Origin of the sequence: Quadrisphaera setariae, assembly GCF_008041935.1 — a bacterium.
In the GTDB taxonomy this organism is placed as follows: Bacteria; Actinomycetota; Actinomycetes; order Actinomycetales; family Quadrisphaeraceae; genus Quadrisphaera; species Quadrisphaera setariae.
In genome coordinates this window covers 127134-147574 of the sequence record NZ_VKAC01000011.1, presented here as the reverse complement: position 1 = coordinate 147574, position 20441 = coordinate 127134, and the positions used below count along the sequence as shown (strand labels likewise).

The window sequence follows — 20441 nt, the reverse complement described above, 5'->3', positions numbered from 1 at the left end:
GGGCCTACTGCTGGACCCCGGCGCCTTCCAGGACGTCGTCCCAGTCGGCGAGGAAGCGCGCCAGCCCGAAGCGGCGCAGGGCGTGCTCGCGGGCGGCGAGGCCACGCTCTCGCGCCTCGGCCGGGTCGGCCAGCCAGCGCTGGGCCGTCCGCTCCAGCGCGGCGGGGTCCGCGGACAGGAACCCCGCCTCCGGCGGCACCGACTCGGGCGCCGCCGTGGTGGCCAGGGCCAGGACCGGCAGGCCCATGGTCATGGCCTCCACCAGCGCCAGCCCGAGGCTGGTCCACCGGTAGGGGTGGAAGTAGGCGCGGTGGCGGGCCACCTCCGCGTGCATCCGCGCCTGCGGCAGGTCCTCGTGGAGGTGGCCGGCGAGGTGGGGCGCGCACCTCTGCAGCGCGTCCATCCCCATGCCGTACACGTCCAGCGGCACCCGCTGGGCCAGGTCCACCACGAGGTCGGTGCCGGCCACGCGCCAGCGGCGCACCGGCTCGTTGACCACCACCGCGAGCGAGGCCCGCTCACCGGTGGCGAGGTGGCCGGGGTCGACGACGCCGTGCTCCACCACCCGGGTGGGCACGTCGCCGCAGTCCCACATGAGCGCGTTGAAGTGCGTCACGTGCACCACCGGGAGCGGTGCCCGCCCCTCGGAGGTGGCGTCGGCCAGGGGGTGGCGCGAGCGGACCGCGTGCTCACGGGGGGCGTCGTGCTCGACGTAGACGGCCGGGACGTCGACCCCGGCGCGCAGCCCGGTCCACTCCCGCAGCAGCTCCGCCTCGTGGGGGCGCTGGAGGAGGACGACGTCGGGGCGGGCGTCGCCGCCGCGCGTGCTGTCAGCGAGCTGCTCGGGGGTGACCTCACGCACCGACGCGGGCCAGTCCCACGTGCGGGCGCGGCCGCGGCCGTCCGGGCCGCGGTCGGGCAGCACGGGCACGAGGTAGTCGTGGCGGCCCTGCACGAAGGCCGTGGTCCACGAGCCGTGGACGTGCCAGAGGAGGACCCTCGGGCGCCGGGGCGGGCCTGTCACAGCGCCTGCCCGGCCTCGACGGCGACGGGCTGCGCCGGCGGCGGCACGGGCACGCGCCCGGAGGCGAGGTCGGCGACGGCCGCGACGACGGCCTCCGGGGAGACGTCGAGGCAGGGGTGGCCGCTCCCGTCTCCGACCGGGCAGCGCTGCGCGCGCGTGAGGCGGCAGGGGGCGTCGAGGTCTCCGAGCACCACCACGGGCACGCCGAAGGGCGCCCACCGCTCCACCGGCATCACCGCGGAGAAGAGGCTGGCCACGGGCGTCCCGACGGCTGCCGCCAGGTGCGCCGGTCCGGTGTTGCCCACGACGACGACGTCCGCCGCGTCCAGCAGCGCCGCCAGCTCGCCGAGCGACGTGCGCCCGCCGGCGTCGAGCGCTCCGGGCGCCGCGGCCGCCACGCGGCCGGTGAGGTCCACCTCACCGGGGCCGCCGGTCACCACCACGTGGTGGCCCGCCTCGACGAGGGCGGCCGTGGCGCGGGCGACGACGTCGGGCCGCGCCGCGCGGGCCGGCACGGAGGCTCCCGGGTGGACGACGACGAGGGCACCGGTGGCCGTGGTGCTGCGCTCCAGGAGCCAGCCCGGCACCCCGGGGAGCGGTCGGCGCAGCGCCGTGCGCGGGTCGGCGGGGATGACGCGGCCGCTGGCGGCCACCAGCCCGAGGCTGGCGACCACCTCGTGCTCGCCGCCGGTGCCGTCGGGGTCGCCGGGGCGCTTGTGGCGCAGGTCGAGCAGGGAGCCGGGGTAGTCGTCGCTGGCGGCGATGACGCGGGGCACCCCGGCCAGGCGCGCGAGGACCGCCATCGGCAGCGGGCTCTGGTGGTAGGAGGTGAAGACGACGACCTCGTCGTAGGAGCGCTCGCGCAGGAGGTCGACGAGGGCGGTCAGCGCCGCGGCGTCCGGGGCCGGCGGCTGGTAGCCGGACCACGGCACGTCGGCGACGAGCACCTCGTCGATCCCGGGCAGCAGCCGCGCGGCACCGGCGCCGCCGGGGGCGGCGAGCAGGTCGAGCCGCTCCACCTCGGTGCCGCCCGGGCCGCGGCGCAGGGCGGCGATCGCTGGGCCGGTCATGAGGACGTCGCCGTCGCTGTCGAGGCGGACGGCGAGCACGCGCCTCGGGTCCTGCTGGGCGGTCATGCGTGGCCTCCGGCCGGTGAGTGGCGGTTCGCGGCGCCGAGCAGCAGGTCCAGGGCGCCGGACAGGTCGGGGGCGACACCGAGGACGGGGCCGCCGGAGGTGGCCGTCTCACGGGCGGCCGCCACCTCCTCCGAGCGTGTCACGGGCGTCGGGACGAGCACACCTCGAGCGCCGGCGGCCACCGCGGCGCCGACGTCGGCGGCGATGTCGCCGACCACCGCGACCCGCGAGGTCGGCACGCCGAGGCGGCGGGCGGCCTCGACCACCATGCCGGGGCCGGGCTTGCGGCACGGGCAGGAGTCGTCGGGGCCGTGGGGGCACGTCATGACCACGTCGAGCCCGCCGACCTGGCGGACCACCTCGGCGGTGACGGCGTCGGCCTGGTCGCGCGTGATGATCCGGCGCGCGACGCCGGACTGGTTGGTGACCATCCCGGTGCGCAGCCCGGCGGCGCGCACGCGGGCCAGCGCCTCGCGGGCGCCGTCGACCAGGCGCACCTGGGCCGGGTCTCCGTTGTAGGCGACGTCGTGGACGAGGGTGCCGTCCCTGTCGAAGAGGACGGCGGCGAGAGGCTCCTCGCGCACGGCCTGCGGCCACGGCGCCACGGGTCCCGCACCGGGTCGGTGCCAGCGGGCGAGGCCTCGAGCGCGGTGCCACACCGCGGCGACGGGGATGGCGGCGGACGTCAGCACCATGCGGCGCACCTCGGCGGTGTCGCGCGGGCCGGGGGTGATGCGCAGGCGGGCGAAGTCGGCGGTGAGCCCGGCCCACGCCAGGGCGCCCAGCGCCGCCGTGCGCCGGTGGCCGGTCAGCGCGCCGAGACCGGCCGCCGCGAGGGCTGCCGTGGTCGCCGCGTGCCAGCGCAGCCGTCCGGGCGGGGCCTGCGCGTCGCGGCGCCACGTGGGGCCGTGCAGGGCGGCCATGAGGACGTCGTCGGCGTTGCCGCGCTGCACGCGGAGGCTCACGAGGTCGTCGGCGGGGCGCACGGGGTGCACGGCGGTGCGCCGACCGCGCACCAGCGACCAGCCGGCCCGCTCCACGCGCAGGGCCAGGTCGGCGTCCTCGCGGTAGGCGCGGGGGAAGCGCTCGTCGAAGCCGCCGACGGCCACCAGCGCGTCGAGGCGGTAGGCCATGTCGGCGGTGGCCCACGCCGCGTCGGCCAGCCCCGCGGTGCCGCGCTCCCAGTCCGTGGGGCGGCGGTCTGCCGGCAGCGGCACGCGCAGGCGCCCCTGCGAGCCGCCGACGGCGGGCCCGGGGTCCACGGCGCCCGCGGCGGCGAGGTCGGCGAGGTCGGCGAGCAGCTCGCGCGACCACGCCGGCGGCAGCTCGACGTCGTCGTCGACGAACGCCACCCACTCCAGGCCGTCCACGCGGGCCGCGGCGGTGCGCCACCCCAGGTTGCGGGCCGCGGCCGGCCCGCGCCCTCCCGAGCGCACCACGACGAGCTCCACGCCGCGCGCGCCGAGCACGGGCCGCAGCGCCGCAGGGCCCGAGCCCCCGTCGGTCAGGCGCCGGTCGTCAGCGACGACGACGAGCGCCGGCAGGGCGCCGCCGTCGTCGTCCTCCCCCGTGTCCTGAGCGGCCAGCGAGGCGAGCAGCACCTGCAGGCTGGGACGGCCCACCGAGGGGACGACCACCGCCCAGCGCGGGCCACCACCACCGGGCCTCACGAGGCGAACAGCGACTGCCGGCGCACGAGGTGCGGCCCGAGGACCAGCACGTCGACGGGGGCGGACCCGAACAGCTCGAGGGCGTCGCGGGGGTCGTCGACCATGGGGCGTCCAGCGGTGTTGAGGCTGGTGTTCACCACGACGGGCAGCCCGGTGCGCCGCTCGAAGGCGCTGATGAGGGCGTGGACGCCGGGGTTCGCGCTCTCGTCGACTCCTCCGTCGACCCCGGCTGTGCCGCCTGTGCCGTCGGAGACGGTCTGGATGCGGGCGGTGCCGTCGACGTGCGTCACAGCGGGGATCCTCTCGCGCCACCCGTCCTTCACGTCGTGCACGAAGAGCATGTACGGGCTGGGGAAGGGCCCGTTCTCGAAGACCTCGGTCGCGCGCTCGGCCAGCACCATCGGGGCGATGGGGCGGAACTGCTCGCGGCCCTTGACGTCGTTCATGCGCTCCACGTTGTGCGCGTGGCCCGGGTGGGCGATGAGGGAGCGGTGGCCCAGGGCGCGGGGCCCGAACTCGCTGCGCCCGTCGAACCAGGCGACCACGCCGTCGGCGGCGAGCACGTCGGCCACCTCCTCGGCGAGCGCCTCGCGGCTGCCGGGGGTGGTGAAGGGCACCTCGGCCGTGCGCAGCCAGTCAGCCAGCTGCTCGTCGGTCCACTCCCGGCCCAGCGCCGCGGTGCCCATGGGACGGATGCGGTCGCCGTGCTCCGCGGCCACCTGCAGCGCGGCGCCCAGGGCCGTGCCGGAGTCTCCGGCGGCCGGCTGCACCCACACGCGCTCGAACGGGGTGCGCTGCCAGATCTTCGTGTTGGCCACGCAGTTCAGCGCGGTGCCGCCGGCCATGGTCAGCAGGGTGTCGCCGGTCTGGGCGTGCAGCCAGGTGGCCAGGTCCACGAGGACCTCCTCGGTGAGCGCCTGCACGGACGCGGCGAGGTCGGCGTGCTCGGGAGGGAGGGCCTCGGCGCTCGTGGCGGCCGCCTCGGCGGGGGTGCGCCGCGGGGCGAAGCGGCTCCAGTCGGGCTCGGTGGCCACGAACCGGCCGTCGCCGGTGGCGTGGACGTGCTCGCGCAGCGCCTCGAGGTGGCGCGGCGTGCCGTAGGAGGCCATCGCCATGACCTTGAACTCGTCGGAGGACCGCAGGAAGCCCAGGTGGTCGGTGAGCGACTCGTAGACCAGGCCCAGGGAGTGCGGCAGCTCGGTGGTGGCCAGCACCTCGAGCTTCCCGCCGACGTAGCGGCCCGACAGGTGGCTCCCGCGCTCGCCGCGGCCGTCCAGCACGAGGACGCTGCCGGTGGTGGACGGTCCGGGCAGGCCCGAGCTCGCCGCGTGCGCGACGTGGTGGGGGACGAAGACCACCTTCTCCTTGTCCAGCCCCGGCAGCGCGGTGGCGAGGAACCCGGCGGCGCGGGAGGCGTACGTGGTGCGCAGGTGGTCCCACGGGTCGCGCAGGCCGCGCTCGTGGCCCTCCTCCTCCGACAGCGCCATCGACGGGTCGTAGCCGTAGGCGACGGCGTCGAGGTCGTCCACCGCCAGGCCCGCGTGGTCCAGGCACCAGCGCATCGCCAGCTCGGGCAGCTCCCACGCCGAGAACGGGACGGGGCGCTTGCCGTGCTTGCGCCGGGAGAAGCGCTCCTCCTCGGCGGCGGCCACCACGACGCCGTCCACCACGAGCGCGGCGGAGGAGTCGTGGAAGACCGCGTTGACGCCCAAGACCTTCATGGGGAGGTGTCTAGGGCAGACGCGGACACCTCGAAAGTCGATCAGTGGTCGATCACGTGTGCGACCGGCGTCCGCCTCCGGCTCACGGGGCGAGGACGCCGACCAGCCGGTAGACAGGCCGGGTGACGCTGACCGATGCCACGGGGTCCACCGAGCCCACGAGCCCCCTGCACGTGCCCGCGCTGACCACGGGCTGCTGGCTGGACGGCGCTCCGGTCGACGCCGCGGGCCGGTCCCTGCCCCTGGTGGACCCGACCACCGGTGAGCCCGCCGGGGAGGTCCGCTGCGCCTCACCGGAGCAGGTCGAGGCCGCGCTCGCAGGTGCCCGCGCCGCCCGCCGCGGCTGGCGGACGACCGCGCCCGGCGAGCGCGCCGCCGCCCTGCGGGCCGCCGCCGCGTCCGTGCGGGACCACGCCGACGTGCTCGGCGACCTCCTCGTCGCCACCACCGGTCGCCTCGTCGGCCAGGCCCGCGGGTCCGCAGCGGTGGCCGCGGAGCTGCTCGAGGAGGCGGCCACCACGGGCGTGCTCGACGCCGGCAGGTCGCTGGCGGGCTCGTCGGGCGCCATCGACGTGGTCCGCCGCGAGCCGCGGGGCACCGTCGCCGTCATCACGCCCTGGAACGACCCGTTCCCCGCAGCCGCCGGCCTGCTCGCCGCGGCGCTCGTGGCGGGCAACACCGTGGTGCACAAGCCGTCGGAGCGCTCCAGCGGGCCCGGAGCGGCGATGGCCGCGCTCGTCGCCGCGGCGCTGCCCCCGGGCGTCCTGCAGGTGGTCACCGGGGACGGGGAGGTGGGGGAGGTGCTGGTCGCCGACGACCGCGTCGACGTCGTGGCGCAGGTCGGCTCCACCGCCACCGGGCGCCGCATCGGCGCCGTCACCGGCGCTCGCGGCGCGATCGCGCTGCTGGAGAACGGCGGGAAGGACCCGCTCCTCGTCGACGCCGGCGTCGACCCGGCCTGGGCCGCCGCCCAGGTCGCGGCGGGTGCCTTCACCAACACCGGTCAGCTGTGCACCTCCGTGGAGCGCGTCTACCTGCACGCCGACGTCGCCGACGCCGTGCTCGCCGAGCTGGTGGAGCTCGCCCGCGGCCTCGTCGTCGCCGATCCCGCTGACCCGGACAGCCAGCTCGGCCCGCTGGTCGACGAGCGGCAGCTCGCCGTGGTGGCCGCGCACGTCGAGGCCGCTCGCGCGGCGGGGGCACGGGTGCTGGCCGGTGGTGAGCGGCTGGACCGGCCCGGCGCCTGGTACCCGCCGACCGTGCTGGTCGGGTGCACCGACGACATGGACGTCATGACCGAGGAGACGTTCGGTCCCGTCGCCGCGGTGCGCGTGGTGGCCGACTGGGAGGAGGGCCTGCGCCTGGCCGGTTCCGGCGCCTACGGCCTGGCCGCCACCGTGCTGACGCCCGACACCGCCCACGCGCTGCAGGCCGCGGACGAGCTGGAGGTGGGCACGGTCAAGGTCAACGCCGTCTGGGGCGGGGCTCCCGGTGGCTCCGCCGACCCGCGCCGCTCCTCCGGACGCGGCCGCGGCTACGGACCGGACCTGCTGGGCGAGCTCACGGCGCTGAAGGCGGTGCACCTGGAGCCGGCGCCTCCGGTGCGTCGCTGACCGGGGTTCCGGTGGCGTCGGCGGTGCCGAGCGTGACGCCCTCCAGCTCGAGCAGGCGCCGCTTGACCTCGACCCCGCCGGCGTAGCCGGTGATCTTCCCGCCGGAGCCGACCACGCGGTGGCACGGGACCACGAGGGAGTGCGGGTTGCGGCCGACCGCCTGGCCCACGGCGCGCACCGCTGTCGGCTTGCCGATCGCCGCGGCCACCTCGCCGTAGGTCCGGGTCTGGCCGCGCGGGATCGCGGCGATCTGCGCCCAGACGGCGCGCTGCAGGTCCGTGGCGCCGGGCACCGCGGCCGAGGTCAGCGGCACCTCCAGCACGTCGGACTCCCCCCGCAGGTAGGCGAGGACGGCGGACGTGACGGCGCGGACCTGCGGGTCGTCGGGGTCGGCGCAGCCGCCGAGGGCGGTCGGCCGCGGGGCGGGCGTGTGCCCGTCGGCGTAGTAGAGGCCGGCGAGCGCGCCGTCGTCGTCGACGACCACCACCAGCGGTCCGAGGGGTGAGTCCGTGCGGGCGTGGCGCAGCGGTCGCGCGGGGATCAGGGCCATGCGCCCACCCTGCCCGCCGGACGCCCCCGCCCGCTCGGACCGGTCCGCGACCTGTGGACGGCCTGCGGACGGCCTGCGGACGGAGGGGGTCGGGTGGTGGGCGGTGCGGGGCGTGGCGGAGGCTGGGGTCATGCCTCTCAGCGGTGAGTACGAGCCCAGCCCCGAGCAGTGGGTCCGCGACCAGGTCGAGCAGTACGAGTCCTCCGGTGGCACCGAGGGCACCACGCTGCGCGGGGTGCCGGTCATGATCGTCACCAACCGCGGTGCGAAGAGCGGCAAGCTGCGCAAGACCCCGCTCATGCGGGTCGAGCACGACGGCTCCTACGCCGCGGTCGCCTCCAAGGGCGGCGCCCCCACGCACCCCGTCTGGTACCGCAACCTGCTCGCCGAGCCCCACGTCGAGGTGCAGGACGGTCCGCACAAGGCCGACTACACCGCCCGTGAGGTGCACGGCGAGGAGCGCGAGCAGTGGTGGGAGCGCGCCGTCGCCGTCTGGCCCGACTACGCCGAGTACCAGACCAAGACCGACCGGCTGATCCCCGTCGTGGTCATGGAGCCCCGTCAGTCCTGAACGGGGCCGGAGCCTCAGTCGGGGGCGTGGCCGAGCTCCCGGGGGAGCAGCTCGCGCAGCTCCTCCGGGAGCAGCGGCAGGTCGAGCAGGCTGAGCTTCACGCGCGAGCGCCGGTCGTGGCGTGCCCTGTCCAGGCGCACGACGTGACCGGCGTCGCGCTCCTCCACCACCTCGATGCGCGCGCCCGGCGCCAGCGGCGCCAGCACGCGGCCGTCCACCTCCAGCGCCAGCACGCCGCTGTCGGGCAGCAGCTCCAGCGCGAGGTGGTCCTCGGGGGAGAGCACCACCGGCCGGGAGATGCCCGACCACGGCGACGCCGGCGCGACCACCATCGCCGACAGCGTCGGCGACACCACCGGACCGCCGGCGGCGTAGCTGTACGCCGTCGACCCCATGGGCGTGGCCACGATGACGGCGTCGCAGCGGTACACGCCGTAGCCCTGCCCGTCGATGCTCAGCGCGGCCGAGGCGATGCCGTCGCCGGGGCAGCGCGACAGCGCCACGTCGTTGAAGGCCACCGCCGAGGTGGAGCCGTCCTCGAGGTCGACGCCGGTCACGCGCAGCGCGGGCCTGGCCTCCACGGAGTAGCGGCCCTCCACGACGCGCTGCAGCGCCGGCGCCACCTCGGAGGGCTCCACCTCCACGAGCACGCCCACGCGACCGAGGTTGACGCCGAGCACCGGCACCCCCGTCCCGGCGGAGGCGCGCAGCGCGCCCAGCATGGTGCCGTCGCCGCCCAGGGAGACCAGGGCGTGGCACGCGGCGGCCAGCTCCTCCGGCGGCACCTCGAGCACCGGCCCGGCCACCCGGGCGGCGTCGCCGGCCGCGACCACCACCTGGGCGCCCTGCTCGGCGGCCCAGCGGCCCACCTGCTCGGAGACGGAGAAGACGTCACGCGTGGGGTGGAGCACCAACCCGACGCGCGGCGGCCCCCCGTCAGTCGTCACCCACCCATGCTCGCGCACGCGGCCGCCAAGCAGGTGCCAAGGGGGCGACAAGCGGTGGTCGGCACCGTGCCCGCATGACCTCCACCGCTCATCGGCTCACCACCCGCTTCTCCGACCTCGCCGCGAGCACCGCTCCCGGCAGCCGCACCGCACGCCTGGTCGACGCCGTCTCCCGGGCCCACGCGCGCACCTACCGGGCCAGCGGCGGACGGCTCGGCGCCTCGATGGGCGGCACCGCCGTCGCCCTGCTGACCACGACCGGACGGCGGTCGGGGCAGCCCCGCAGCGCCACGGTCGGCTGCCTGCGGACCGGCGACGAGGTCGTGGTGGTCGCCTCGAACGCCGGACGCGACGCGCACCCGGCGTGGTACCTCAACCTCCTCGACGACCCGCGCGTGACGGTGCGCATCGGCCGCGCCGAGCACCGGGCCACCGCCTGCACGGCGGTCGGCTCCGAGCGGCAGCGGCTGTGGGCCGCGGTGGTCGCCGCGGCCCCCGTCATGGACGACTACCGGAAGCGCACGAGCCGCGTGCTGCCGGTCGTCGTCCTGAGCCCGCCCGCCTAGCCGGCGAGCTCGGCCGACCGCCTCGCCGCGGCCATGACGGCCGACACCAGCGCGGCCCTCGTCCCCTGCGCGTCGAGCTCGCGCAGGCCCGCGGCGGTGGTCCCGGCGGGGGAGGTCACCTGCTCGCGCAGGAGCGCCGGGTGCGTGCCGGTCTCCACCATGAGCCGGCCGGCGCCCAGCACGGTCGCCGCGGCCAGCTGCAGCGCCACCGCGCGCGGCAGCCCGGCGCCCACCCCGCCCTCCGCGAGCGCGTCGGCCACGGCGAAGACGAACGCCGGCCCCGAACCCGAGACGCCGGTGGCCGCGTCGAGCTGGCCCTCGGCCAGGCGCAGCACGGTGCCGGTGGCGGCGAGCAGCTGCTCGGTGCGGGCCAGCTCCTCCTCACCGGCGCCGGCGCCGGCCGCGAGCACCGTGACTCCGGCGCCCACCAGCGCCGGGGTGTTCACCACCGTGCGCACCACCGTCGCGCCGGGGAACGCCGCGGCCAGCCGCGCGGTGGTCACCCCCGCCAGGAGCGACACCAGCAGCGCCCCCTCGCGCACGGCCCCCGCCACCTCGGCCGCCACGGCGTCGAGCTGCTGCGGCTTCACCCCCAGGACGACGACGTCGGCAGCGGCGGCCTCTCGCACGGGGACGACGCGGACGCCGTGGCGCTCGGTGAGCTCGGCGGCCCGCTGCGGGCGGCGGGCCGTGGCGAGCGTGCGCTCGGCGGGCTGACCGCCGGCCAGCACCGCGGCGAGCACCGCCTCGCCCATCGTCCCGGTCCCCAGGACCGCCACGTCCACCGCTGCCTGCTCCGCGTCTGCCACGGCGGCGAGCCTAGAGCGGCGCGAGGAGCTCCTCGACGTCGTCGACGAGGCCGGCGGCGCCGCGCGAGGCGGCGATGCGCCCGCCGATGCGCCGCGAGGCCAGCGTGTAGCGGTCGTCCGCCAGGACCCTCCTCACCGCGCGCCCCACCTGCGCCGCGGTGGGCCTGCCGGTCCCCAGGCTGATCCCCGCTCCTGACCAGCGCACGCGGGCCGAGGTCTCCACCTTGTCCTCGGAGTCTCCGGCGATGACGATCGGGACCCCGTGGCGCATCGCCTGGTGCAGGCCGCCGTACCCGCCGTTGGTGACGAACGCGCGGGTGAGCGGCAGCAGCGCGTCGTAGGGGAGGTAGGCGGCCGCGTGGGCGTTGGACGGGAGGGCTGGCAGGTCGGAGACCGCGCGGCCGCCGGCGGTGAGCACGACGTCCACCGGCTCGTCCGCGAGCGCCTCCAGGGCCGGCCCGACGAGCTCGCTGAAGTCGGTGTTGGCGACGGTGCCCTGGGTGACGTGGACCACCGGGCGGCCGCCGAGCTCGCCGAGCCAGTCGGGCGCCTGCAGCCCGGGCGGCGGAGGAGCCTGCATCGGCCCGTAGAAGCGCAGGTGCCGGGGGGCGTCGGAGCGCGGGTACTCGAACTCGGGGACGGTGCCCTGCGCCAGGAGGTCGCTGCGCGTGACGACGTCGGTGAAGAACGCCGACCCGAGCGTCGCCGCGCCCACGGAGGTCAGGAAGGCGTCGAGCGACCGGTGCACCGGGGCCAGCAGCCGCGGGGCGACCGCGCGCAGCACGGCGTCCCGAGCGCTTCCCCAGACGGGGAGTCGTGACGGGGTGATCCCCAGCCCGAAGGGCGGGCAGTCGCGGCTGGAGAACCCGACCGGCCCGATCCCGAGGAGGACGACGAGGGGGCGCTGCGCGCGCGGCCTCGCCAGGAGTCCCTGCACGCCGAGGAAGGTCGAGTCGTGGACCACGAGGTCGACCGGTTGGGCGTCCAGGTGCTCCTCGATGCGGCGCGCCGCCGCAGGCGCGGGCCGGACGAAGGCCTCCTCGACCCCGGCGTTGAGGGCGTCCAGGCCGCGCTTGCGGTCGTCGGAGCTGCCGACGGCGTCCAGGGTGTCGGCCTCGGCGGGCAGGGCCACGAAGCCGGCGCCGGCGCCGGTGACCCGGTCCTCGTACCGGGCGCCGGTGAGCACGTCCACCTGCCACCCCCGGCGGAGCAGCTCGCGAGCGACGACGAGCACCGGGTCGACGTGCCCCACAGCGGGCATGGCGCACAGGAGGGCCCGGCGGACGGGTGGTCCACTCATTGACATGATCCCAACTCTAGTGAATATGGTGATGCTCCAGTCAACTGGAGGAGCCGATCGTGTCGAGCGCCCCGCAGCACAGCCAGACCGCCGACCCCACCCCCACCGTCCCCGCAGCCGTCTCGCAGCAGCGCCGCGGCTCGCAGGGCGCCGGCCGCCGCCCGGTGTGGGCGGTCGGAGGCGGGGCGGGGGTCATGACCGGAGGGCTCCTGCTGACCGTCGCGACCGTGCTCGAGGCGGGTCTCGGTGACGGTGCACCGGACTCCGCCGTGGCGACGTTCAGCGCCTTCTACCTCGCCGCAGCCGTCGTGCACGCCGCTGCGATGCTGCCGCTGGCCCTGGGGTCGACCGGCTCGAACGGGATCTGCGGTCGCCGGGTGCTCGGCACCGTGGCGCTGCTCTCCTTCGGCGCGGTGTTCCTGATGAGCCAGGTGACGTACTGGGTGCTCTCCTACGGCGGCGGTGGCAGTGGGCCGGAGTCGGCCTGGATCCTCACCGCGGCCGGTCTGACGCAGCTGGTGCTGCTCCTCACCGCGTCGACCGTCGTCGTCGTCGCCCGCGTGGCCGCCGGTGCCGCGCGGTGGGCGTTCCCGGGGCTGACGGCGGCCGCCGTCGTCGCCGGGATCGTGGTGACGACCGCCTCGGATCCCGCCGTCATCACCGGCGCCCTGCTGTTCTCCACGTGCTCGCAGGTGGTCGCCGGTGCGGTGCTGCTGGCGGGCCGGGCCCGGACCGCCACGCCCCGGCCCGTCTGAGCCGGGTTGGATGGACGCGTGCCCCGCTCCTACCGCTCCCCGAAGCGCGAGGCGGACGCCTCCGAGACGCGGGCGCGCGTCCTCGACGCCGCCGCTGAGCTCTTCGCCGCCCGGGGCTACGCCGCGACGACGATGAAGGCCGTCGCGGAGCGGGCCGGCGTCTCCGTCCCGACGGTGCACCTGCAGGGGGCCAAGCACGCGCTCCTGGTCGCCGCGCTCGACCGCGCCTTCGCCGGTGACGAGGGCGAGCAGCTGCTGACCGACCGACCGGAGCTCACGGCCGTCATGGCAGAGGCCGACGTCGACACCGCCTTCGAGCGGTACCTGGCCTTCCTCGCCGAGGCCAACGAGCGGTCGGCGCCACTGGTCGCGGCCCTGAGCACGGCGGCCCGGGTCGACCCGGAGGCCCAGGCCGCCTACGAGCGCCTGGAGGAGCGGCGCTGGCAGGACATGGCCGTCGGGGCCCGGTGGTTCGCCACCCGCGGGCTCCTCGACGACGGCGACGTCCCCACGGCCACCGACCTGCTCGGCCACGTCCTCGCCCCCGAGACCTACCTCCACTTCACCGTCGCGCGCGGCTGGGACGCGTCGCGCTACGTCCGCTGGGTCGGGCATCAGCTGCGCACCCTGCGCGAGCAGGTCGCCGCCGTCGAGGGGTCCTAGACGCACCAGGTGCCCGACGACGGGCACCCCGGACCCGGCCGGGCCGGCTGCGCCTCCGCCGGACACGCAGCACACTGCCGGGGTGATCCCGTGGGACCGCGAGGCGGAGCTGCTCGCCCTGGCCGGGGACGGGCGCCGCGACCTGCTGGTCCCCGGGCAGGTCATCGGCGGGCGCCTCGTGCTCGGGCTGCTGGGCCGCGGTGGCAGCGCGCAGGTGTACCGGGTGCTGCGGGGGGCCGGGCGCAGCGCCCGCGAGGAGGCCCTCAAGGTGCTCGAGCCGAGCGCCGCGGCCACCGGTGCGGGGCGCCGCCGCTTCCACCGCGAGTGCGAGGTGGCCACCGAGGTGCGCCACCCCGGCGTCGTCGCCGTCCTCACCCACGGCGAGGAGCTGCCCCGGGGCAGCGCTCTGGAGGAGCCGCTGCTGTGGGCGGCGATGGAGCTGCTCGACGGCGGCACGTCGGCCGCGCTGCGGCCGCGCGGGCGCGGGCGCCCCGACGTCGACCGCATCCTCGACGTGCTCGCGCAGGCGGCGGCCGGCCTCGACGCCGTGCACGCGCTCGACGTGGTGCACGGCGACGTCAAGCCCACCAACGTGCTGCTCGCGGCACCACCTGACCGCCGGGCCGCGGTGACCGACTTCGGGCTGGCGCGCAGCCTGGACGAGTCCCGGCCGCTGGCCCGCCACGGCCGGGTGGCGGGGTCGCTGCCGTACGCGGCGCCCGAGCTGCTCCAGGCGCAGCGGGTCACGCCCGCCACCGACGTGTACTCCCTGGCGTGCACGGCGGTGGAGCTGCTCTCGGGGGAGCCGCCGTACCCGTTCTCCACGACGTTCGCCGTGGCCCGCGCCCACGTGGCCGGCCGTCCCCCGAAGCTCAGCCGGCGGCGCCGCTGGCTGCCCGTGGCGCTCGACAGGGTGGTGGCCCGCGCGCTCGCCGTGGACCCGGCCGAGCGGCCACCGTCGTGCACGGCGCTCGTCGAGGAGCTCACCGCGGCCCTCGTGTGAGGCGCGTGTCACGCCGCCGACACACCCTCGTCGCGCACAGGTGCGCCCAGGCACCTAGGGTCGCCCCGGCCGAACACGAGGAGGTGGAGCCCTGTGAGCTCCCAGACGCGCAGCCAGGCGGACCTGACCGCCGAGGACGAGGGTTACCACAAGGGCCTCAAGCCGCGGCAGATCCAGATGATCGCCATCGGCGGGGCCATCGGCACCGGCCTGTTCCTGGGCGCCGGCGGGCGGCTCGCCAACGCCGGCCCCGGCCTGTTCCTCGTCTACGCGATCTGCGGCGTGTTCGTCTTCCTCATCCTGAGGGCGCTCGGCGAGCTGGTGCTCCACCGTCCGTCCTCGGGGTCGTTCGTCTCCTACGCCCGCGAGTTCTACGGCGAGCGCTTCGCCTTCGTGGCGGGGTGGATGTACTTCCTCAACTGGGCGATGACCTCCATCGTCGACGTCACCGCCATCGCGCTGTACGTCCACTACTGGGGCGCCACCGAGGTGGTGCCCCAGTGGGTGATCGCGCTGGTGGCGCTGGTCGTGGTGCTGTCGATGAACCTCATCTCGGTCAAGCTCTTCGGCGAGCTGGAGTTCTGGGCGGCGCTGCTCAAGGTCATCGCGCTGAGCGCGTTCATCGTCATCGGCCTGGTGTTCCTCCTGGGCCGCTTCACGGTGGACGGCGAGACCACGGGCCCGTCGGTCATCGCCGACAACGGCGGCCTGTTCCCCACCGGCCTGCTGCCGCTGGTGCTGGTCACCTCGGGCGTGGTCTTCGCCTACGCCGCGGTGGAGCTGGTCGGCACCACCGCCGGTGAGACCGAGAACCCCGAGAAGATCATGCCCAAGGCCATCAACGCCGTGATCTTCCGCATCGCGCTGTTCTACGTGGGCTCGCTGGTGCTGCTGGGCCTGCTGCTGCCCTACACCGCCTACAAGGACGGCGAGAGCCCGTTCGTCTCGTTCTTCTCGCGCATCGGCGTGCCCGCCGCCGGTGACATCATGAACGTCATCGTGCTCACCGCCGCGCTCAGCAGCCTCAACGCCGGTCTGTACTCCACCGGGCGCATCCTGCGGTCGATGTCGGTGGCGGGGTCCGCGCCGAAGTTCACCGGCAAGATGACGCGCAACGGCGTGCCGTTCGGCGGCATCGCGCTGACCGGCGTCATCACCCTGCTCGGGGTGGGCCTCAACGCGGTCGTCCCGGGGCAGGCCTTCGAGATCGTCCTCAACATGTCGGCGCTGGGCATCGTGGCGGCCTGGGGGACCATCGTCCTGTGCCAGCTGCGGCTGTTCAGCCTGTCGAAGCAGGGCGTGGTGGAGCGGCCCCGCTTCAAGATGATGGGCGCGCCGTACACCGGGTACGCCACGCTGGTCTTCCTCGCGGTGGTGCTCGTGCTCATCGGCTTCGACTACCCCATCGGCACCTGGACGCTCGCCACCCTGGTGGTCATCGTTCCAGGGCTGATCGTCGGCTGGTTCGCGGTGCGCAGGCGCGTGCTGGCCGTGGCCGCCGAGCGCGAGGGCTACACCGGCGAGTACCCCGTGGTCGCAGAGCGGCCCGGCACGGACCACCGCCCCCACGGCTGAGGCCACCGAGCCGGGGCCCGAGCGGGCGCGGCGGCGGTCAGAGCCCCCAGAATGGGCGCCCGTGACCGCCACCGCCCCCACTCCCACCTCCTCGGCGCTGACGAGGGAGGTCTTCGCGAGGCTGGAGCTGCAGCTGTCCTCCCCGGCGGACCTGTCGCTGCTGGTCGCCGCAGCCCGGACCCCCGGTTCGACCGTGGAGGACGAGCTCGTCGTCACCCACGCCGACGGTCCGCTGCCGCAGGCCGCCCTGCCCGTCGAGGTGGCCGTCGGTCCGCGCGAGCGCGGTGAGCGCATGCACGTCCTCACCGGCGTTCCCGCGGGCCGCGTGGTGGTCGAGTACGCCGGTCGGCTCACGCCCGCGGCGGACGCGGCCGGCGCCCCCTCGCCCGTCGACCTGGTGGAGCGCTTCGAGCTCAACCGGCCCAGCCGGTACTGCCCCTCCGACGAGCTGACCGCGTTCGCCGCCGCGGAGTTCGGCACCCGCGCCCAGACCGGCGACGCCGAGCTCGCCGAGCGCATCACCGCCTGGGTGGCTGACCGGCTCGTCTACACCTCGGGCTCCTCCACGCCGTTCGACGGGGCGGTCCAGACCCTCCTGCGCGGACAGGGCGTCTGCCGCGACTACGCCCACCTCGTGGTGACCCTCGCGCGCGCCCTGGAGCTGCCCGCGCGCCTGACCGCCGTGTACGCCCCCGGACTGTCCCCGATGGACTTCCACGCCGTCGCCGAGATCAGGGTGGAGGACGGCGCAGGAGCTGCGCAGTGGCAGGTGCACGACGCCACGCACCTGGCTCCGCGTCCGTCGCTGTGGCGCATCAGCACCGGCCGTGACGCCGTGGACACGGCCTTCCTGACCTCGCTGCGGGGTGGCGTGGCGCTGCGCGAGATGCAGGTGCGGGCCGTGGTGACCGGCGGTGACCTCCCCACCGACCCCACGGGGCCCGTCCTCCTCCGCTGAGCCCCTGCGAACCAGGGCCAGGTCAGAGGTGGCGGCCGACGAGGCGGACGGCGACGAGAGCGATGTCGTCGTCCACGCGGCCGCCGACGAGGTCGAGCAGGGCGTCGCAGACCTCGTCGGGGCTCGCGCCGTCCAGGCCGGCGGCCGCGCTGCGGAGCCACACCAGCCCCTTGGAGAGGTCCACGCCGCGCCGCTCCACCAGGCCGTCGGTGTAGAGCAGCACGGTCGCCCCGGCGGGCAGCACCGTGCGGTGGTCGGTGCGGCGGGTGTCGACCTGCAGGCCCAGCAGCAGCTCGGCGGGCTCCTCGAGCAGGCGCGGGGCGGCGCCGGGCACGAGCAGCAGCGGCGGCAGGTGTCCCGCGCTGCTCCACACCAGCTCCCGGGAGCCGTCGGGCTCCGCCGGGGACAGGGAGCCGAGCACCGCCGTCGCCAGTGACGTCACGCCCAGGTGCGGCAGCGCGGCGTCGAGCTCGGCGAGCACCTGCGACGGCGTGCGCACCCCGCTGTGGGCGATGCCCCGCAGGAGGTTGCGCAGCTGCCCCATGGCCGCGGCGGCGCGCTGGTCGTGACCGGTGACGTCACCGATGACCAGCTGCAGAGCGCCGGTGGCAGTGGTGAAGGCGTCGTACCAGTCCCCGCCCACCTGCGCGTGCTCCGCGGCCGGCACGTAGCGCACCGCGAGGTCGAGCCCCGTCACGGGCGGGGGCTCGGTGAGCAGGCTGCGCTGCAGCTCCTCGGCGATGGCGCGCACGGCCTCGGTGGCGCGCTGCTCCGCCTCGCGGGCAGCGGCCCGCTCCAGGGCCTGGGCGGTGGAGCTGGCCAGCACCGACAGCACCGCCCGGTCCTCCTCGGCGAGCTCGGTCTGGTGCTGCCCGTCGGCCCAGGCCAGCTCCAGCAGCCCCAGGTGGCGGTCGCCCACGTCGAGGTGCACCGCGCCCCGGGCCTCCGCCGCCGCGACGGCCACCCCGTCGCCGTCGTCGGGAGCACCGAGGGACAGCTGCGCCCTGCGGGCGCCGAGCAGCCTGGCCGCCCCGCGCTCCACCACGCCCTCCAGCTGGGCCACGTCGGCGGCCTCGGGCAGCTCCTGCAGCACCCGCACCAGGCCCAGCAGCCGGCGCACCTGGGCGCCCTGGAGCTCCACCCGCGCCTGCGCGGCCTCGGCGGCGGAGGCCACCGCCAGAGCACCACCCAGGGCCGCCGCGACCTGCCGCAGGAAGCCCAGGTAGTGCTCGTCCTCGGCGAGCCCCGGGGAGAGGGCCACCACGAGCAGCGGCCGGTCGTGCGCCGGCCCCACGCCCGGCACCCGCACCCACGCGGTGCGCCCCGCCGCACTGGCGCCCACCACCACGGCCTCGTCCACCGCACGCGGAGGGGGGCCCAGCAGGCGGACCTCGCGCTGCCGCGGGGCCTCGCCGGGCACCAGCAGCTCCAGCAGGGGGAGGTCGCCCGGGTCGGTGCGCAGCACCGGCAGCGCCAGCCGCGCCAGGTCGGCGGTGCTGCGCAGCACGCGCGGCAGGTCCGCCAGGCGCCGCAGCAGCGCCGAGCGACGCCGCTCCAGCACCTGGGCGGTGGTCTCCACGGCGATGTCGAGCACGCCCTCCACCGCCCCGTCGTCTCCGGCGACGGGGGAGTAGCAGTAGTCGAAGTAGCACTCCTCGGGGAAGCCCCGGCGGTCGATGTACAGCTCCTGGTCGACCATGCGCACAGCACCGTCACCGGCGAGCACCCCGCGCATGAGCGGGCCGATCTGGTCCCAGATCTCGCCGAAGACGTCCTCGCACGGTGTGCCAAGCCCCCACGGGTGCTTGCCGGGGAGCATCCGCGCGTACGCGGCGTTGTAGAGCAGCACGAACCGGGGACCCCACAGCAGCGTCACCGGGAAGCTCGTGGCGAACGCCAGCGACAGGGCCGTGCGCAGCGGCGTCGACCACGTCTCGGGCGCCCCCACGGGCGTGGCGGACCAGTCGACGGCCTCGTAGGCGCCGCGCAGCTCGCCAGCCGCGGCGAACGGCCCCTCCGCCGGCGTCACCAGCAGGTCATGCCGTCAGGTGCAGGGTGCGCGCGGTCTCCTCACGCACCTCCTGCGCCAGGGAGGGGTCGTCGGACAGCTTCCGGCCGTAGGAGGGGATGACGTCGCTCAGCAGCGGGCGCCACGCGTCGATGCGCTCGGGGAAGCACCGCTCGAGCAGGGTGAGCATCGCCGAGGCCGCCGTCGAGGCACCCGGGGAGGCCCCGAGCAGACCGGCGATCGTGCCGTCGGCCCCGGTCACCAGCTCGGTGCCGAACTGCAGGACGCCGCGGCCGCGCTGGTCCTTCTTGATCACCTGGACGCGCTGACCCGCGGTGATGAGCTCCCAGTCGCCGTCCCCGGCCTCGGGGAAGAAGGTGCGCAGCGCCTCCAGGCGCTGTCCGCGCGTCTGCAGCACCTGCTGCACGAGGTACTTGGTGAGCGCCAGCTCCGAGCGGGCCACGCCCAGCATCGAGGACAGGTTGTTGGCCTTGACCGAGCGCGGCAGGTCGAACAGCGACCCCGCCTTGAGGAACTTCGGCGAGAAGCCCGCGTACGGGCCGAACAGCAGCGACTGCTCCCCGTCCACCGAGCGGAGGTCGAGGTGGGGCACCGACATCGGCGGGGCCCCGACCTCGGCCTGGCCGTAGACCTTCGCGTGGTGCTGGGAGACGAGGTCCTTGCGGCGGGTGCGCAGGAACTGCCCGCTCACGGGGAACCCGCCGAACCCGCGGATCTCCTTGATGCCGGAGTGCTGCAGCAGCGGCAGCGCCCCACCGCCGGCGCCGACGAAGACGAAGCGGGTGACCAGCGCGCTGCGGTGCCCGGTGGCGACGTCCTGCACCTGCACCTGCCAGCGCCCCGACGGGGTGCGCTTGAGGCCGGTGACGCGGGTGCCGGTGGCCACGTGCACGCCGCGGCGCTGGGCGGCGTCGAGCAGGAGCCCGGTGAGGGCGCCGAAGTTGACGTCGGTGCCGGCCAGGGAGCGGGTCGCGGCGACCTCCTGCGCCGGGTCGCGCCCGGCCATCACCAGCGGGACCCACTCGGCCAGCTCGGACGGGTCCGCGGTGTGCTCCAGCTCGGAGAACAGCGGCTGGGCCTTCAGCGCCTCGTAGCGGGCGCGCATGTAGCGCTGCCCGTCCTCGCCGGTGACGAAGCTGACGTGCGGCACCGAGGTGATGAACGCCTTCGGGTCGTCGGTGAGCCCGGCGCGCACCAGGGAGGACCACAGCTGGCGGGAGACCTGGAACTGCTCGTTGATCCCCACGGCCTTGGCCGGGTCGACCCGGCCGTCGGGGCCCGCCGGGGTGTAGTTCAGCTCGCACAGCGCCGCGTGGCCGGTGCCGGCGTTGTTCCACGGGTCGGAGCTCTCCAGCCCCACCGACGGCCCCGACTCCAGGACGACGACGGACCAGTCCGGCTGCACGAGCCCCAGCAGCGCGGCGAGCGTGGCGCTCATGATGCCGCCGCCGACCATGACGACGTCGGGCGCGGCGCTGGCTGCACGGGCGTTGTTGACCACGGACTCCTGGGCGCTCAGCGCTGCCTCCTCGGTGAGGACGTCGGTCGACG

The 20441-nt window shown here is 76.1% G+C and carries 18 protein-coding genes; 8 read left to right on the top strand and 10 right to left on the bottom strand.

Annotation, left to right across the window (positions count from 1 at the left end; genetic code table 11):
* Positions 1–4 precede the first annotated feature (4 nt).
* The 4 genes from FMM08_RS24010 to FMM08_RS17680 are packed head-to-tail and all read right to left on the bottom strand — an operon-like array spanning position 5 to position 5551.
* Positions 5–1024 (bottom strand): glycosyltransferase family 4 protein, encoded by a 1020-nt coding sequence (locus FMM08_RS24010; protein ID WP_147927693.1) that lies wholly within the window; start codon positions 1022–1024, stop codon positions 5–7.
* Positions 1021–2160 (bottom strand): glycosyltransferase family 9 protein, encoded by a 1140-nt coding sequence (locus FMM08_RS17690; protein WP_147927692.1) that lies wholly within the window; start codon positions 2158–2160, stop codon positions 1021–1023. The genes FMM08_RS24010 and FMM08_RS17690 overlap by 4 nt, the downstream gene beginning before the upstream one ends.
* On the bottom strand, positions 2157–3830 hold the full coding sequence (locus tag FMM08_RS17685) for an HAD-IIIA family hydrolase (RefSeq protein WP_147927691.1): 1674 nt from the start codon (positions 3828–3830) through the stop codon (positions 2157–2159). Before FMM08_RS17685 ends, FMM08_RS17690 begins: the two co-directional genes overlap by 4 nt.
* Positions 3827–5551: a carbamoyltransferase family protein gene (locus FMM08_RS17680; protein ID WP_147927690.1), complete on the bottom strand. Its 1725-nt coding sequence runs from the start codon at positions 5549–5551 to the stop codon at positions 3827–3829. Before FMM08_RS17680 ends, FMM08_RS17685 begins: the two co-directional genes overlap by 4 nt.
* Positions 5552–5673: 122 nt before the next feature.
* Between FMM08_RS17680 and FMM08_RS17675 the strand changes: the two genes are divergently transcribed.
* Positions 5674–7164, top strand: coding sequence for an aldehyde dehydrogenase family protein (locus tag FMM08_RS17675; RefSeq protein ID WP_222710896.1), 1491 nt, complete (start codon positions 5674–5676; stop codon positions 7162–7164).
* Here the strand turns inward: FMM08_RS17675 and FMM08_RS17670 are convergent.
* The gene (locus FMM08_RS17670) at positions 7112–7714 is read right to left on the bottom strand and encodes a methylated-DNA--[protein]-cysteine S-methyltransferase (protein WP_147927689.1); all 603 of its coding nucleotides are present in this window, start codon (positions 7712–7714) and stop codon (positions 7112–7114) included. The genes FMM08_RS17675 and FMM08_RS17670 overlap by 53 nt on opposite strands.
* Before the next feature lie 130 nt (positions 7715–7844).
* Here FMM08_RS17670 and FMM08_RS17665 point away from each other — a divergent pair, with 130 nt between their 5' ends.
* Positions 7845–8285, top strand: coding sequence for a nitroreductase family deazaflavin-dependent oxidoreductase (locus FMM08_RS17665; protein WP_147927688.1), 441 nt, complete (start codon positions 7845–7847; stop codon positions 8283–8285).
* 14 nt (positions 8286–8299) lie between these two features.
* On the opposite strand, the gene FMM08_RS17660 is transcribed toward FMM08_RS17665, so the two are convergent.
* Positions 8300–9232 (bottom strand): NAD(+)/NADH kinase, encoded by a 933-nt coding sequence (locus FMM08_RS17660; RefSeq protein WP_147927687.1) that lies wholly within the window; start codon positions 9230–9232, stop codon positions 8300–8302.
* Positions 9233–9306: 74 nt separating this feature from the next.
* On the opposite strand from FMM08_RS17660, the gene FMM08_RS17655 reads away from it, so the two are divergent.
* Positions 9307–9798: a nitroreductase family deazaflavin-dependent oxidoreductase gene (locus FMM08_RS17655; RefSeq protein ID WP_147927686.1), complete on the top strand. Its 492-nt coding sequence runs from the start codon at positions 9307–9309 to the stop codon at positions 9796–9798.
* On the opposite strand, the gene proC is transcribed toward FMM08_RS17655, so the two are convergent.
* Together proC and FMM08_RS17645 are read right to left on the bottom strand one after the other, a co-directional pair.
* On the bottom strand, positions 9795–10607 hold the full coding sequence (gene proC, locus FMM08_RS17650; protein ID WP_255472542.1) for a pyrroline-5-carboxylate reductase: 813 nt from the start codon (positions 10605–10607) through the stop codon (positions 9795–9797). The genes FMM08_RS17655 and proC overlap by 4 nt on opposite strands.
* A gap of 10 nt (positions 10608–10617) precedes the next feature.
* Positions 10618–11907 (bottom strand): glycosyltransferase, encoded by a 1290-nt coding sequence (locus FMM08_RS17645; protein ID WP_187279828.1) that lies wholly within the window; start codon positions 11905–11907, stop codon positions 10618–10620.
* A gap of 59 nt (positions 11908–11966) precedes the next feature.
* On the opposite strand from FMM08_RS17645, the gene FMM08_RS17640 reads away from it, so the two are divergent.
* The 5 genes from FMM08_RS17640 (at position 11967) to FMM08_RS17620 (ending at position 16861) form a co-directional block, all read left to right on the top strand.
* Positions 11967–12662: a hypothetical protein gene (locus tag FMM08_RS17640; RefSeq protein WP_147927684.1), complete on the top strand. Its 696-nt coding sequence runs from the start codon at positions 11967–11969 to the stop codon at positions 12660–12662.
* An 18-nt stretch (positions 12663–12680) separates the two neighbouring features.
* Positions 12681–13325, top strand: coding sequence for a TetR/AcrR family transcriptional regulator (locus FMM08_RS17635; RefSeq protein ID WP_187279827.1), 645 nt, complete (start codon positions 12681–12683; stop codon positions 13323–13325).
* Between the two features lie 82 nt (positions 13326–13407).
* Positions 13408–14328 (top strand): serine/threonine-protein kinase, encoded by a 921-nt coding sequence (locus tag FMM08_RS17630; protein WP_187279826.1) that lies wholly within the window; start codon positions 13408–13410, stop codon positions 14326–14328.
* 93 nt (positions 14329–14421) lie between these two features.
* The gene (locus FMM08_RS17625) at positions 14422–15903 is read left to right on the top strand and encodes an amino acid permease (RefSeq protein ID WP_255472539.1); all 1482 of its coding nucleotides are present in this window, start codon (positions 14422–14424) and stop codon (positions 15901–15903) included.
* A gap of 61 nt (positions 15904–15964) precedes the next feature.
* The gene (locus FMM08_RS17620; RefSeq protein ID WP_222710895.1) at positions 15965–16861 is read left to right on the top strand and encodes a transglutaminase-like domain-containing protein; all 897 of its coding nucleotides are present in this window, start codon (positions 15965–15967) and stop codon (positions 16859–16861) included.
* A 22-nt stretch (positions 16862–16883) separates the two neighbouring features.
* On the opposite strand, the gene FMM08_RS17615 is transcribed toward FMM08_RS17620, so the two are convergent.
* Both FMM08_RS17615 and FMM08_RS17610 read right to left on the bottom strand, forming a co-directional pair.
* On the bottom strand, positions 16884–18890 hold the full coding sequence (locus FMM08_RS17615; RefSeq protein WP_147927681.1) for a PP2C family protein-serine/threonine phosphatase: 2007 nt from the start codon (positions 18888–18890) through the stop codon (positions 16884–16886).
* A 7-nt stretch (positions 18891–18897) separates the two neighbouring features.
* Positions 18898–20391 (bottom strand): malate:quinone oxidoreductase, encoded by a 1494-nt coding sequence (locus FMM08_RS17610; protein WP_255472538.1) that lies wholly within the window; start codon positions 20389–20391, stop codon positions 18898–18900.
* Positions 20392–20441 lie beyond the last annotated feature (50 nt).